Origin of the sequence: Cohnella ginsengisoli, from assembly GCF_029525555.1 — a bacterium.
In the GTDB taxonomy this organism is placed as follows: Bacteria; Bacillota; Bacilli; order Paenibacillales; family Paenibacillaceae; genus Cohnella; species Cohnella ginsengisoli.
In genome coordinates, this window is record NZ_JAPDHZ010000003.1 from 841,677 (window position 1) to 856,095 (window position 14,419).

At 62.2% G+C, this 14,419-nt stretch carries 11 protein-coding genes, 2 pseudogenes and 1 riboswitch; of the genes and pseudogenes, 4 read left to right on the forward strand and 9 right to left on the reverse strand.

What is annotated here, in order from left to right:
- Nucleotides 1–26: 26 nt before the first annotated feature.
- The 5 genes and pseudogenes from OMP38_RS15290 to OMP38_RS15315 all read right to left on the reverse strand — a co-directional run bounded on the left by OMP38_RS15290 (nucleotide 27) and on the right by OMP38_RS15315 (nucleotide 6,869).
- The gene (locus tag OMP38_RS15290; protein WP_277565905.1) at nucleotides 27–941 is read right to left on the reverse strand and encodes a carbohydrate ABC transporter permease; all 915 of its coding nucleotides are present in this window, start codon (nucleotides 939–941) and stop codon (nucleotides 27–29) included.
- A gap of 13 nt (nucleotides 942–954) precedes the next feature.
- The gene (locus tag OMP38_RS15295) at nucleotides 955–1,854 is read right to left on the reverse strand and encodes a carbohydrate ABC transporter permease (protein WP_277565906.1); all 900 of its coding nucleotides are present in this window, start codon (nucleotides 1,852–1,854) and stop codon (nucleotides 955–957) included.
- A gap of 97 nt (nucleotides 1,855–1,951) precedes the next feature.
- Nucleotides 1,952–3,377 (reverse strand): annotated as a pseudogene (locus tag OMP38_RS15300) (ABC transporter substrate-binding protein).
- A gap of 104 nt (nucleotides 3,378–3,481) precedes the next feature.
- Complete coding sequence (locus OMP38_RS15310) at nucleotides 3,482–5,116, reverse strand: response regulator (RefSeq protein WP_277565909.1); 1,635 nt, start codon at nucleotides 5,114–5,116, stop codon at nucleotides 3,482–3,484.
- Complete coding sequence (locus OMP38_RS15315) at nucleotides 5,103–6,869, reverse strand: sensor histidine kinase (RefSeq protein ID WP_277565910.1); 1,767 nt, start codon at nucleotides 6,867–6,869, stop codon at nucleotides 5,103–5,105. The genes OMP38_RS15310 and OMP38_RS15315 overlap by 14 nt, the downstream gene beginning before the upstream one ends.
- A gap of 235 nt (nucleotides 6,870–7,104) precedes the next feature.
- Between OMP38_RS15315 and OMP38_RS15320 the strand changes: the two genes are divergently transcribed.
- A complete protein-coding gene (locus tag OMP38_RS15320; protein WP_277565911.1) occupies nucleotides 7,105–7,572 on the forward strand; it encodes a DUF4385 domain-containing protein in 468 nt (155 codons plus the stop codon).
- Between the two features lie 10 nt (nucleotides 7,573–7,582).
- On the opposite strand, the gene OMP38_RS15325 is transcribed toward OMP38_RS15320, so the two are convergent.
- Together OMP38_RS15325 and OMP38_RS15330 are read right to left on the reverse strand one after the other, a co-directional pair.
- A complete protein-coding gene (locus OMP38_RS15325; protein WP_277565912.1) occupies nucleotides 7,583–8,437 on the reverse strand; it encodes a hypothetical protein in 855 nt (284 codons plus the stop codon).
- Nucleotides 8,427–9,281, reverse strand: coding sequence for an AAC(3) family N-acetyltransferase (locus tag OMP38_RS15330; protein WP_277565913.1), 855 nt, complete (start codon nucleotides 9,279–9,281; stop codon nucleotides 8,427–8,429). The genes OMP38_RS15325 and OMP38_RS15330 overlap by 11 nt, the downstream gene beginning before the upstream one ends.
- Nucleotides 9,282–9,826: 545 nt before the next feature.
- Here OMP38_RS15330 and OMP38_RS15335 point away from each other — a divergent pair.
- Nucleotides 9,827–10,183: pseudogene (locus OMP38_RS15335) on the forward strand (MmcQ/YjbR family DNA-binding protein); the annotation flags it as partial.
- 76 nt (nucleotides 10,184–10,259) lie between these two features.
- Here OMP38_RS15335 and hflX read toward each other — a convergent pair.
- Both hflX and OMP38_RS15345 read right to left on the reverse strand, forming a co-directional pair.
- The gene (gene hflX, locus OMP38_RS15340) at nucleotides 10,260–11,546 is read right to left on the reverse strand and encodes a GTPase HflX (protein WP_277565914.1); all 1,287 of its coding nucleotides are present in this window, start codon (nucleotides 11,544–11,546) and stop codon (nucleotides 10,260–10,262) included.
- A 404-nt stretch (nucleotides 11,547–11,950) separates the two neighbouring features.
- Nucleotides 11,951–12,382, reverse strand: a complete 432-nt coding sequence (locus OMP38_RS15345) for a DUF1801 domain-containing protein (protein WP_277565915.1) — start codon at nucleotides 12,380–12,382, stop codon at nucleotides 11,951–11,953.
- A 112-nt stretch (nucleotides 12,383–12,494) separates the two neighbouring features.
- A riboswitch (ZMP/ZTP riboswitch) is annotated at nucleotides 12,495–12,579 on the forward strand.
- A 91-nt stretch (nucleotides 12,580–12,670) separates the two neighbouring features.
- Here OMP38_RS15345 and OMP38_RS15350 point away from each other — a divergent pair.
- Nucleotides 12,671–13,531: a bifunctional 5,10-methylenetetrahydrofolate dehydrogenase/5,10-methenyltetrahydrofolate cyclohydrolase gene (locus tag OMP38_RS15350; RefSeq protein WP_277565916.1), complete on the forward strand. Its 861-nt coding sequence runs from the start codon at nucleotides 12,671–12,673 to the stop codon at nucleotides 13,529–13,531.
- Nucleotides 13,528–14,187, forward strand: a complete 660-nt coding sequence (locus OMP38_RS15355; RefSeq protein WP_277565917.1) for a cyclodeaminase/cyclohydrolase family protein — start codon at nucleotides 13,528–13,530, stop codon at nucleotides 14,185–14,187. Before OMP38_RS15350 ends, OMP38_RS15355 begins: the two co-directional genes overlap by 4 nt.
- The last annotated feature ends 232 nt before the right edge of the window (nucleotides 14,188–14,419 follow it).

The window sequence follows — 14,419 nt, forward strand, 5'->3', positions numbered from 1 at the left end:
GTTTCCCTCCTAAACGATCTCTATGTCTAGCCTTTGACGGAGCCGGCCGTCACCTGCATGAACGATTTGTTCGCCAGCATGTACACGATGAGCATAGGCAGGATGGACAGGCAGGCGCCCGCCATCATCAGGTTGAGCTGCATGGCCGCCGAGGAGCCGTATCGGAGATTGGCAAGGCCGACGGTGAGCGTCTGCAGATGCGGATCGGTCAGCGTGAACACGAGTGGCAGGATGTATTCGTTCCACGCGTGGCGGAAGGCGAACAGGCCCGATACGCCGAGTCCCGGCGCGAGCAGCGGCAGGATGATCCGGTAGAAGGTGCGGATGAAGCCGGAGCCGTCCAGCATCGCCGACTCGTCGAGCTCGCGCGGGATCGCCTTGAAGAACCCGAGCAGGATAAAAAAGGTGCTCGCGTGCGCGCTGATGAGGATTAGAATGACGCCCCACAGCGAGGAATTCAGGTGCAGCTTAACCATCAGGTCGAACTGCGGCCGCAACACGACCGCCCCGACCGAGATGAACATCGTCGACGCCTGAAGCCCGATGTACAGCGTCTTGCCGGGAAAGCTCCGGCGGTCGACGACGTAAGCGGCCGCGGCCGCGACAAGCAACGTGCCGATCGTCGCCGCGACGCTCATATAGACGCTGTTCCAGGTGAAGCGGGCGAAGTTGCTCTGGCGCCACGCCTCCGCGTAGTTTTGAAATTGCAAATCGCTCGGCAGGATATGTCCGCCGCCCATCAGCTCCGAGTTGGTCATCAACGAGCCCGTCACCGTCATCAGGATCGGGAACAAGGTCAGGGCGGCGACGATCAGCAGAAATAGCCAGAGAACCGTCCGGCCCGCGACAGCCGCGAGCCGGGCGCCTGCCAGGCCGGAGGCGGCGCCGTCCCGGCGCTTGTGCGGGACCGGCTTGCCCATGGCAGCCGTTTGTTCATTCATGCGAATCGCCTCCTTAGAACACCTTGTTCATTTTCCGGCTCATCGCGTAATACGCCGCCGTGATGATGCCGACGATGACGGCCGTCGTAAAGCCGACCGCGCTGCCGTAGCCGAACTGCTGGTCGACGACCGCGCCTGACGTAGCGACCGGGAACAGCAGCTTGTACAAATACAGATACATGACCTCGGTCTTGCCGATCGGGCCGCCTTCCGTCATGACCATGATGCTCTCGTAGCCTTTGAGCGAAGCGATGATGGCCAGCATGATGATGATCTGCATGACCGGCCCGAGCATCGGCACCGTGATGCGCCAGAAGCGCTGCGCGGGGCCCGCACCGTCGATCGACGCCGCCTCGTACAGGTCGTGCGGAATGCTCTGCAGTCCCGCCAGGAACAGCAGCATGTAGTTGCCGACCGCGCCCCACGCGGCCGCCAGAATGACGGTCAGCATCGCATGCTTCGGACCGAGCCATTCGAACGGACTGCCGATGAGGTGATACTTCATGAGCAGCTGGTTGACCATGCCGTTGTACGAGTTGAAGATCAGGTAGAACACGACGGCGATAACCGCGGTGCTGATGACCGTCGGCATAAAAAATACCGCGCGCAGGAAATGGCGCCCGCGAAGCCTGCCGTTCAGGATGACCGCCAGCAGCAGCGACAGCGGCACCGTGATGAGCAGCTTGCCGCCCGCGAATACGAACGTATTGCGCACCGATTCCCAGAATGCCGCATCGCGCAGCAGCCGCCTGAAGTTGTCCAGCCCGACGAACGTCTCCGCGCCGTAGCCGGGATAGTCGTAAAACATATAGCGCAACACCCAGATCAACGGATAAATGCCAAGCGCGACGGTCAGGATGACGCTGGGGAGCAGCAGCAGCGAGTTTTCTCTCAGACGGGTCCAGCGCGTCATGTCTTCCACTCCTTCCGGGGATAACGAAGGGCCTTCGCCGATCGCGCACGAAAGCCCCCGCTTCCTTCTCTATAGTTTTGCGATTACAGTTTAGAGATTACGACCCCAGCTTCGACGGATCGAAGGACGGATTCGGCTGCGTCTTGACGTCGCCCTTCTCGACCGCTTTGGCCAAGGCGTCGTTGTAGCGCGTATTCAGATCCGTTACGATCTTGCTCACGTCGCCGCCGCTCAGCATGTATTTGAAGAACGCGTCGGCATAGTTCGCGCCTTCGGGCGTCACGCTCGGAGAGACCGGCCAGATCGAATCGTGCTCGCCCACCAGGAAGCCTTCCATGCCGGGGATGTCCGGGTTTTTGGCCTTCTCCGCGATGCTCGGGACGACCGAAATGCCGAAGCCCTGCTCGTGATAAGCGGTTAAGATATCGTCCTGATACATGTATTCCATGAACTTCCAGGCAGCGTCCTTATGCTTCGACTTGTCGCTGATGCCGAGCCAGGTACCGGCGGAGACGATCTCCGACGTGCCGACCTGCTTGCCCTCGAGCGTCGGCGCGAGCGCGGCGCCCCAGTTGATCGTCGTCGGGAATTGATCCTTGTACACGCCGGGCTCCGTGGCGAACGAGAGGTACATGCCGATCTTGCCGGCCGCGAACTGGGCGCGCATCGGATCGATGTCGAGCGTCTCCGCGCCGGGCAGCACGCTGCCGTCGTCCCACATTTGCTTGAAGTATTCGACGACCTGGCTGTAAGGCTTGAAGTCGAACTGCGCGGTTTTCAGGTCGTAGCCGAGACCCTGATAGCCGCTGAGCGACAAAATTTCGCGCATGGAACGGTCGAACGCGCTTTTCGGATTTTTGAAGTTGAGCGCAAAGCCGTAGGCGCCCTCGCTCTTGCCCGCAGCGGTGATCTTCTTGGCGTCGTCGACCATCTCCTGCAGCGATTGCGGCGGATTGGCGATGCCGGCCTTGTCGAACAGGTCTTTGTTGTAGACGAGACGGAGCGTCTGCCCCGAGTTCGGGAGGCTGTACAGCTTGCCGCCGAAAATGTTGACGCCGTCGAGCAGCAGCGAGGAGAACTTCGTCTTCATGTCGTCCGCGACGTATTCATCGATCGGCGCCAAATAGCCTTTTTTTGACGAACGTTTCCGTGTTGGCGCTCTTCAGACGAAGAACGTCTGGCGCCTTGTTGCTCGAGAAGGCGATGTCCACGCTCTGGTTGTAATTCTCGGAGAGCACGGTGAGCTCGACCTCGATGTTGTCCGAATTTTCGGCATTGAACTTCTCGATGAGCGACTTGATATACTCTTGGTCGTGACGGTCGTCGGTCCAGTACGTGATGACCGCCTTGTCGCCGGAAGCCGCCTTGGAAGGCGCGGCGGACGATGCGGCGGGCGACGATGAAGACGCGGACGAAGCCGGAGCGGAGGAACTTGCGCCACCGTTGTTCGAGGAATTGCCGCACGCTGCCGTGCCGATCGCGAGTACGGCCGTCAAGCCGAGACCCAGGCTCTTTTTCCACATGTGTAACTACCCCTTTTGAGATCGTATATTGTCGCTACGTGTTCATTATAGGCGCGGACCGGCTGCGGCAACGTACGGCGAGTCGACTGTCCAGGGCGACAATCTTACGGTCTTGGCGGCCTATCGCCGCCGGAGACGTAGCTGTCGCGGAATTCGGACGGCGTCATCCCCGTCACCCGCTTGAACGTCTCGCTGAAGTACCGCCGTTCCTCGTAGCCGACCTCGGCCGCGACGTCCTGCACGGGCTTGCCGCTCAGGATGAGCTGCTTGGCGCGGTTTATTTTTTCGCCGGTCACATATTGCGTGAAGGTCAGGCCGGTGACGCGCTTGAACAGGCTGGAATAGTAGCTGACGCTTAAGTGCGCGCGCGAAGCGCACTCGCTCACCGTCACGTTGCGGTCCAGACGGGTCTGCACATACTCGAGGGACTTGTAAATGACCGCCTCTCCCTCCGAACGCGCATGGCTGCGCACCAGTTCGGCGCCGCTCGCGCACAGCAGGCGCAGCTGCTGCTGCAGACCCGCAAGCGTCGCGCCGGCGGAGGCGCGCTGCGTCTTGTAACGGTCGACGAGCGGCTGCAGCTCCGGCTGCGGCACCAGCTCGTACAGCGTACGGATCGCCGCGGCGGCCAGCTCCTCGTACAGGCCGAGCAGATAGTCGGGGTTCGGCTGCGGCTCAAGGCGCCCGAGCGCCTGCGCCATATCCGCCAGCAGCGCGGTCGCGCGGTCGGCGCCGCCGGCGCGCAGGACGAGCAGCAGCTCGTCCTTGTGCTCGAGGGCGACCGGCTCCTGCCGATCGTTCTTCGGCAGGCTGCCGTAGCCGATCGCTCCGTTGCCCTCCGTATATAAATGGTAGGCGAGCGCGGTCTCCGCCTGCCGGTAAGAGTCCGGCAGCTCGGCCACCTCCTCGACGCGTCCGCCGGTGCCGATCGACACAGTGAACTTCGTGTACCGCTCCACGTTCTGGCAGACGCGCTCCCCGATCTCGTCCGCCCCGAAAAGGCCGGGGTCGTTCAGCACGGCGGCGAACCGGTCGTCGCCCGCGCGGAAGACGACGCACCCCGCATGCCTCGCGATCGTCTCCTCCGCGATATTTTGCAGGGAGAAGCGGATGAGCTCCACCTCGCGGATGGACAAGTCCGCCACCTGCTCGGGGAAGCCGTCGATCTTCATCAGCATGACCGTGAAGCCCCGGGGCGCAAGCTCAACGCCCAGAAACGTCCAGCGCGGCTCCGCCCTCTCCCAGGGCGTGCGATGGCGGACGAGCAGCGAAAAGTATTCCTGCCGGAGCAGCGGCATGCTCTCGCGCACCTTGCGCTCCAGCTCCTTGCGTCCGAGGGACTGCGTTCGCTCCTCGAGCGCTTTCTCCTTCGCCCGCAGCACAGCGTCCGCGATCTCCGTTTCGGTGAAAGGCTTCAGGACGAAGTCGAACGCGCCCAGCTGCACGGCCTGCTGCGCATAGTCGAACTCCGCGTACCCCGTGATCAGCACGACCTTGCACGAAGGCTTCAGCGCGAGAACCGCCTTCAGCATCGCCAGCCCGTCCATCCGGGGCATCCGGATGTCGGTCACGACGATATCGGGCTTCGTCCGTTCGACGAGCGCGATTCCCTCCTCGCCGTTGTAGGCGGAGCCGGCCAGTTCGATGCCGCGGGACGCCCAGTCGATCGCGGTCAGGCCCGCGACGACGCTGCGGATATCGTCGATGACGATCATGCGTACTTGTTCAGCGTCTTTCATCGCTACTCTCTCCTCTCAGCGGTATGCGCAGCGCGATCTTCGTGCCGCTGTCCGGCGCGCTCTCGATGGAGAGCCGCGCCTCGTCGCCGTATACGAGCTGCAGGCGGCTGACCAGATTGTCCAACGCGTAGCCGCCGCTCTCGCCTTCTGCGCGGCTGAGCTGCTTGACGTCGACCGCGTCCATGCCGCGACCGTTGTCCCTGACCTCGAGGATCCATGCCTCCCCGCCCGGATCGCGCCGTACCTCGATGACGATGCGGCCGCCCTCCTCCATGTCCTTGAAGCCGTGCAAAATCGCATTCTCCACGAGCGGCTGCAAAATAAGCCGGGGAACGGAACGGGCGAGCAGCGCGCCGTCCTCGACGTCCATGGCAAAGTCGAACAGATTTTCGTAGCACCAGCTTTGCAGCTCCAGATATTTGCGGACATGATCCAGCTCTTTGTCCAGCGTCGTCATTTCCCGCCCTTTGTTCAGGCCCAGCTGGAACAAGCGGGACAGCGCCACGACCATCCGCTGCGAAGGCTCGATTTGACCCAGATTCAATTTCCAATAAATCGTGTTCAGCGTGTTGTACAAAAAGTGCGGATCCATCTGCGCGGACAGCGACTTGATCTCGGCGTTACGCTTGCTCGCCTCGGCCGCCTTGACCTCGTCGATCAGCACGACGATCTGCTCCAGCATGCGGTTGAAGCGGTAGCCCACCTGCGCCAGATCGTCCTCGCGGTCGCTCTCGAAGCGCGCGGTCAGATCGTTGCCCTCGACCCGCTTCATGACGAGCTGCAGTCCCTTGAGCGGGCGGAGCAGATAGCGGGTGAACCAGCCGGACAGCAGAAAGGTAACGAAGAAGCTGAGCGCGGTGATGAGCAGGATCGCCCATTTGACCGCGTCCAGATCCTTCAGCACCTCGCTCTTGGACTGCACCGCCACGATCGTCCAGTCGTTAAGCCCGAGACGCGCGTAGTTGAGCAGATAGTCCGCGCGGCCGAGCCGGACCGTCGTGTACCCCGCTTCCGCTTCGCTCTTGAGAAATGCCGACGCGCGGCCGCTGTGCGCCGTCTGTCCGGCAAGCGGATCGTCGTCGGCGTAGACGAGTCCGCCGTCCGCATTGAGCAGGAACCGCTCGGAGCCGCTCGATGCCGGCGAACCGACGATCTGGCGCAGACCGCTCTCGCGGATGTTGACGACGACATAGACGTCGCGCGTCGAGAATTCGGCGATCGGCAGCAAGATCAGGGACACGACGCGCGGATTGCCCTTGAACAGCGGGTCCTCGTGCCCTTCGATCCAGATGTTGCGCTTCGCCTTTGCGGCGCGCGCATAGAGCGCCGTGTCCTTGAACGCGACGGACCGGTTCAAGTTCATCGACAACGGATAGAAGTCGCCGATCGGCGTGGAGATGTAGATGGATTGAATGAGCGGCTCGGCGATGCGGGCCTGGGAGAATACATTGTCCATATTGGACAGATGCGTGAAGTAGGCGTTCGTATTGCCGCTCGCCGCGTCCTTCAGCATGGTCTGGAACGAATTGCTGATCATGAACGTCATCATGACGATCATCAGATTGTTCAGCTTCTCGTCGACGACCTGCGCCGACTTGGCGACCGTGTCCTGGGTCAGCGTCAGCGCCTTGTCCTCCAGGATGCGCGCGGTCGTCGTGTAGGAGAACAGGCCGGTGATCAGAATCGACAAAATCGAGATGACCAGGAAGGCCGACTTGAGCTTGTTGCGAAAGGAGAGCTTGGAGATGTTCATCGATGGATCACGCCTCGCGAATGAAGTCGGTTGTATCTCCGATTATGTCACTGTGAACGGGTACCTACAAATATAAACAAGTATAAACAAGCCTGCCGATGGACGGGAGCGGTGAACGTACGGTAAAGGGATACGATTCGACGGAGTCGAGGAGAAGGATGCCGACGGGGTAAAGCATAGGTAAAGAATAGGAAGTGCAGCGCGGCATGGAGCCGCCGGAAGGAGGAGCGAACGCATGAAACCGTTCGACTATTCGCTGGACTACGCCAGCCTCGACCTGCGCGCGCATCCCGAGCTGTACGCGGTGGGCCGCGGCGAGCAGGGCGTGCTGATGGTGGAGCCGTACAAAAGCGAGATATTGCCGCATTGGCGATTCAAGACGCCGGAGGAAGCTGCGGCATCGTCGGAGAAAATTTACGAGATGTTCCTGGCCTACAAAGCCGCGTACGACTTCGTCGGCATGGACATGGCCCGCAAGTTTTTGCAAATGGGCTTCACCCGTGCCCGCCGCTACGCGAACCACAAGAGCGGCCGGAAGTACGCGGCAGACGGGGGCGCCGAGCTGCCCGACCGGTACGACGCGGTCAAGGCGGCGTCCGCCGCGATCTTCAAAAAGAAGTGGGACGAGGCGCGCACCGATCCCGACTATTTGGCGATGAAGAAGCGTCATCGCGAGCGGTACGAACGCGACGGGCCGTCCTGAGCCGTCCCGCTTACAGACAGCCCAGCACCCAGCCTTCCAGCGCGGCCGTCCGAAGCTCGTCTGGCGTCAGCGTCTCCAGTCGGAAATACGGCGCGAATGCGCCTTCCCGGTCGCGCCCCTGCGCCCATTCCGCGACGGCGAAGGCGTCGGTCTCGTGGTCCGACAGCGCCTTGCCGTACCGCGCGGACGGAGGCGAGGCCTTGTATGCGAGACGTTCCTTGCATATTTTCGGATAAACCTCCGCCACAATATGCCCGCCGATCGGCCGGACCTCGGGCTCCCCGCCAGCGGGCGCGAAAATATGATCGTAGGGCCAGCATTGAACCTTGCTGCGGTCCGAGCGAGCCCTGAGTTCGGCCAACCAGGGCAGACCCGCGTGCGTCGAGTAGGAGACGGTTTTCGTCATGTGCCCGAATGTACGATCCAGGTCCAGCACGCTGCTGGCCCCGACGGCGTAACGCGCCTCCGTCAGACGCAGCAGATCGGCGTTGCGGTAGGGCGCCCCGCCCTTCTTGCATGCGTCGACGGACGATTGGCGCGTGTCCCAATGAAGAGAGAGCCAACCGAGAAATTCGTCCCACGTTTGCAGCCCGTAATAATCCAGCTCGGAGAGCGGATACGAAAAGCCGTGATCAATGCCGACGAACACGCGCCGGTCCGTCTGCGCCAGCTCCGACATCAGGTACCCGTGCAGCGCGGACCGCGACCACCTTCCCTGCGGGTGACGGGGATTGCGCACGACGGTGGCCCGCTCGTCGCCAACGGCGCTTACGACCGCGAGCCCGGAGATCGCTTTGTCGGGAAGCCCCGCTCCCGAGTAGTCGACGCCGATATAGACGTCGAACAGCCTTTCCTTAAGCGTCATGACTGCCCTCCCTCCCGTTTTTTGACAAGTCGCTGCCAGGAATTCGGTTCGCGCGCAGCCATGACGCCGCGGCGTCGACCGCCTCTTTGGCCCCGAACAGCCGGCACTCGGCCTCTCCGATTCGGCCGGACGCGACATGCCCGCTCTTGTCGAAGGGGATGCCGATCCGTTCGAAATCGTCTGCGTCGTACGCATAGTCCTCGAACCAATGCCACGACCGCTCCCCATCCGACAGGACGGCGGTCCCCATGCGTTTCTTCGGCATGCCGGGGAGCCGGGCTTCCGCCAGATGCATGCAGGTGCACGAATCGTATCCGGCGCCGAGCAGCAGCACCTTCGCATCCAGCCCGCAGAGCTTGCCGAGCGGCGAGGACTCCCCGAACTGCGGCGTCAGCGGATGCTCGGATACGATGCAGGAGGCGTGCCTGCCGTTGGCCGTGAAGGAGACTTGCGGATGGTCGGAGCGCAGCGTGCCCGGCCAGGTCCGGAACAGCTCGGCGATCCGCCCCATCCCCCGCGTCGGCGTCAGCGCCGGATCGAACGCGGGCATCTCGCGATAGATCGTCTCGAGCCAGTCCGCCGGCACGGCCGGATGCTGCCATTCGGCCGGATCGCTCCAGTCGCCGCTCTGCGCAGGCATGACGATCGTGCCCTTCTCGCCGACAGCCTGCAGGAGCGCCAGGATCACGGCTTGCGGACCGCCGCATACCCAGCCCATGCGGGACAGGGAGGAATGAACGAGCAGCGTGTCGCCGTGCCGAACGCCGAGCTGCCCCATCTGCGTCGCCATTGTCGAGATCGTGTTCGGCCGCCTCGTGCGGTCGACGATGTCTTTTTCGCTCATCGCGTAACAGCTCCTTCTTACGAATTAGAAAGCATAGAGAAGTCGGACATCACAACTCCGGTGGCGATTGGCGGCAGGTGTGACGTCAGGTTTGGCGCCGGTTTGGCGGCGATTATTGACGGCAAGCGCAACTTCGGTGCGTGCCGGCGTTTTTCGATGCTTTGCGGGTTGAAACCTGCATCCGTACATGTATTTTCTGTCGACCAGCGACACCGGACGAAAAACCTGCAAATGTGCAGGCAAACTTAAAGGCAAAAGCCGAAAACGGGGCCGATGTAAAAAATAAATGCGCATATGCAGGTATCCTGTTTAAAAGGGCCGCCATCGGCGGAATGAGATGTATATTTGCAAGCTTTACGGCAAAGCGTACCCCGCGAAAGCGTACCGTGCCGTCGACAGGCATTTCGCACCCAGCAAGCTTCCATTTGCGAACCGGAAAGACTTAACTTTTGCCGCCCGGCGTGGTATATCTGAAGGATAAATGCGTTTTCGAAATGGAGGACTCCCTTTGAACGTACCGTCGCTGGTCAAGTACATCCTGACCAAAAAAAGGCGCTGTTAAAGATTATCCGTTCGGCGACCAGCCGCTCGTGCTGAAGGTGTCGGGCAAAGTGTTCGCGCTGGTGGACGAGCGCGGCGAGCCGGCCTCCGTCAGCTTGAAGTGCGACCCTGTGCTCGCAGAAAGCCTCCGGCAGCAATACGCCGCCGTCATCCCCGGCTACCACTTGAACAAGATGCATTGGAACACCGTTCGCCTCGACGGCACCGTGCCGGACGCGGACCTGAAGGCCATGGTCGATCATTCCTACGACGCAGTCGTGAGCAAGCTGAAAAAAGCGGATCGCGAAGCGCTCCAGATGCGACTCGCCCCTTTTCCAAAGGACGGGGACGCCCGTCGTTAAGTCCGTATGCGCTATGCGAGCTTTTGCTTCCGCTGGATCGAAAAGCGGACCGCCGTCAGGCGGTCCGTCCTTTTTTCTAGCGCTCCACGAACAAATCGCGGTACCGCTCGTAGTCCGCCGCCCGGCAGCTTAGCGAGAGGCGCGTGCCCGTCTCCTCGTACTCCGTGCTTCGTACGTCTGCATGCTCGTTGAAGTAAGCGACGAGCCGGCCTTGATCGTAAGGGATGAGCACTTCTCCCTCGACATAGTCGCCAAAGACGCAATCCCGGATCACCTGCACGAGCTCCTCGACGCCTTGGCCGCTTGCCGCGGACAGATAGACGATGTCGCCGTCAACGCGCGGGAAGTCGCTGTCCGGCAGCAGATCCGCCTTGTTGTACGCATAGATCGCCGGAATCCCGTCCGCCCCCAGATCCTTCAGCGTCTCCCGGGTGACGGCGATATGCTGCTCGAATTCGGGATTGGCCGCATCGACGACGTGAATGAGCAGATCGGCCTCGGACACTTCCTCGAGCGTGGAGCGGAACGCCTTCACGAGATGGTGAGGCAGCTGGCTGACGAAGCCGACCGTGTCCGCGATCAGAAACGTTTTGCGGTCCGGCAGCGAGATGCTTCTGACGGCAGTCTCCAGCGTGGCGAACAGCATATCCTTGGCCAGCACGCGCTTGCCGGATTCGGGCTCGTAGGCGGCGAGCAAAGCGTTCATGAGGCTCGACTTGCCCGCATTCGTGTAGCCGACGAGGGCGACGACAGGCACCTCGTTTTTCTGGCGCTGCTTGCGCTGGACCTGGCGGCGGGCGACGAGCTTCTCGAGGTCCTGCTGCATATGCGAGATGCGTTCCTCGATCCGCCGGCGGTCGAGCTCCAGCTTCGTCTCCCCCGCGCCCCGGTTCTTGAGTCCGGACCCGCCGCCTTGGCGTCCGAGCGATTCGCGCAAGCCCACCAGCCGAGGCAGCATGTACTGGAGTTTTGCCACCTCGACCTGCAGCTGCGCCTCCTTCGTCTGCGCGCGCTCGGCGAAGATGTCGAGGATCAGAATCGTGCGGTCGATGACCCGGCGCTCCAGCGCGGACTCCAGATTGCGGATCTGGGAAGGCGACAGCTCGTCGTTAAAAATGACCGTCGAAGCGTTCAGCTCCGCGGCGATCGCCTTCAGCTCCTCCACCTTGCCGCTGCCGATATAGTGGGCTGAATTCACCCGTTCCGCCTTCTGCGTCAGCTCGCCGACCGTCTCGATGCCGCACGCGTCGGCCAGGTTGCGCAGCTCTTGCATGGCGTATTCGAATCCGGGCGCGTTGTTCAGTTGAACGCCGACGACGATCGCGCGCGCCAGGCCGTTCGGTTCGATATCTTCTCGTTCCATATACTCATCATCCTCTCATGATCGGTAAAACAAAAAAACACAGGCATCGTCCGCCTGCGTTCAGGGTGATCAGATCGAGGAAACACGATTCCCCCCGACATGGGAAAATCGCGCTCGAAATCGTGCCTATCCAAAGGCCGGCCGCCGGCGGACGACAAAACATCCGCGAACAAGCGAACCGGCGCAGCTCCCGCGCGGGTTGCCTTCGAATGTAGACAGACTTCATCTGAGTCCCCTGCCTGCAGGCAGAGCTTGGGCGCTAATCATTAGCCGACCAAAGTGCGAACTCGGATGTAGTCTATCACACGGCAACCCTCCGTTCCGTAAAGTACCTCGATTCTAACACACGTCGTCTCGAGATGGCAAACGCTTCCTCGGGAAAGGTTAGCGAACGGCGGCAGCCCTCAGCTCGTCGCTTCAAGCCAACGCCGAATGGCGTTCGCCAGCCTGTCCTCTTTTTCCCGGACGTCGTCCATGCCCGCGAGCTTGACGATCGCCCGGTCGTCGGCCGCCCATTCAAGCAGTCCGGACTTGTCCTCGCCCCACGCCGCGCGGATATTCAAATTCTTTTTCTTCGCGCCGGCATGGAAGACGAGCCGGATCATCCCCTTGCCCCGCAGATTGAACGTAATCCGATCCTCGCCGTCAACGCTATAGCTGGGCGCGTTCCACTTGATGCCCTCGGCGAGCCGGGCGTCCGCGTCGCGCACAATCGCGCGCAGCGCCTCGATCTCCCGCTTCATCGGATGCTCGAGCTTGTCCATGAAGTCGGCTACCTCCGCCGCCGCCGCCGCCGTTACCTTTTCCTCCTGCATCCGCTCCGCTCTCCTTTTCATTCGCAATAGCCTGCTCACGCCCTATTTTACCATCCGCTTCCTAATCCCGACATCAATCTTCGCCTCCTCAACGGTTTTCAATGGCAGCCCGGTCTGGTACTATGGAGGCAATAGAGCCGCATGCGACTGGCGAGATCAGTGGAATCGACCACGAGGGAGCATGCGGCGGGACCCTTCCGTTCGCCTGGGAGAAAAGGATCCGCGAGCAGGACTCGTATGCGCATACGAGCCTGCCGCGGGTCCTTTTTCGTTTAAAAATCGGCATTCCCATTCAAGGAGGACCACGGTATGACGACGATTATGAAAGCCAAGGAAGCGGCGGAACGCATCTACGACGATATCCGATCGCGTGTACACAGGTTGAAGGAAGCCGGCACGCAGCCGCAGCTGGCCGTTATTCTAGTCGAGGGGGACCCCGCTTCCGCATATTACGCCCAGGCGAAACGCAAAATCGCGGAACGGCTCGGCATCGCCTACCGCCTTCATGAGCTCCCGGCCAACGCGACCGAAGCGTCCCTTGTGCAGCTGATCGCCGATTGCAATGCGGATCCCGCCGTTCAAGGCATCCTGCTGGAGCTGCCGCTGCCCGCCCATTTGTCCGCGCACCGTATCGAGCGGGCGATCGCGCCGGCCAAGGACGTCGATGGCGTCACGCCCGCCAACAAGCTCGCCGTCGTCACGGGCGAAGCCGGCCTCTACCCGGCCACGCCCCAGGCCTGCATCGCGCTCGTCAAGCATTTCGGCTACGCGCTTGAAGGCGCCGACGTCACGCTGGTCGGTCGCGGCCAGACCGTCGGGCTGCCGCTCTTCCATCTGCTGCAGCGGGAGCAGGCGACCGTCACCGTCTGCCACTCCCGCACGCGGGATATCGCGGCTCATCTGACTCGCGCGGCGTTCGCTTTCGTGGCCGTGGGCCGTCCGGATACGGTGACGGCGGACATGGTCCATCCCGGCCTCGTCCTGGTGGACGCCGGCATCAACGAGCTCGCGGACGGCAGCATCGCCGGCGACGTCGCCGCTGGCGCGGGCGATCGCGCTGCCGCCTACTCGCCGGTGCCCGGCGGCGTCGGTACGCTGACGACCGCGATCGTGTTCAGGAACTTGATGGACGCGATCGATTGGCAGCAAAAGGAGGCGACCGGCGAATGAGCGACATCTCGTGGGATCAATCGATTCGGAGCTTCATCGGGCAAGCGGGCAGCGCGGACCCGACGCCCGGCGGCGGCAGCGTAGCCGCGGTAGTCGCCGCGCTGGGGGCCGCGATGACGTCGATGGTCGGCCGGCTGTCGCAAGGCGACAAGTTCACGGCGATTCGGCCGCAGATCGAAGAGACGCTCGCCGAGATGACCCGCCTGAGCGCCGAATGCGAGACGCTGATGCACGCGGACATCGCGTCTTTCGGCCAATACTTGAGCGCGCTGCGGCTGCCGAAGGCGACGGAAGACGAAAAAGCGCAGCGTCGGGCGGCGCTGCGCGACGCCGCAGTCCAGGCGACCGCGGTGCCCCTCCGGCTCATGGCACAATGCCGGGAAGGCTTGACGTATACGCTCCGGATTGCCGAAGGCGCCAACAAAAACGTCTTGTCCGACCTGGCGATCGCCTCGATTCTGCTGGAGGCCGCGGCGCGATCGGCCCTCCTGACCGCGGAGATCAACTTCGGCGCCCTCGGGGTCCCGCCGCTTGCGGCGGCCTATGCCGAGCAGGCCAACGAAGAGATGCGCCGTATCGCGGACATGGCGGGGGGAAGCGCAGGACATCGCCCGCCGCAGGATGCGCGAATAGCAGGTTCACGCGCACGGTCTTGACTTTAAGACATCCTGCCTTCTTCTCGCCGCTTTGTTCGTGGACCGAGGGACGCTATTTTCGCTGAATGAGGCCCTTCGCACGTTGTTGCGGACTCAGGAGCCGTTAAACAGACAAACGGGTCGTTTTTAAGTCGCCGATGCCGTGTTAACGGCTCTCCGGTCCGCTAACCTTCGCGAAAGCGCCGAAAATGCACGAATAGCGACTCTTGGGTCCGCGGTCGGAACGCACAAA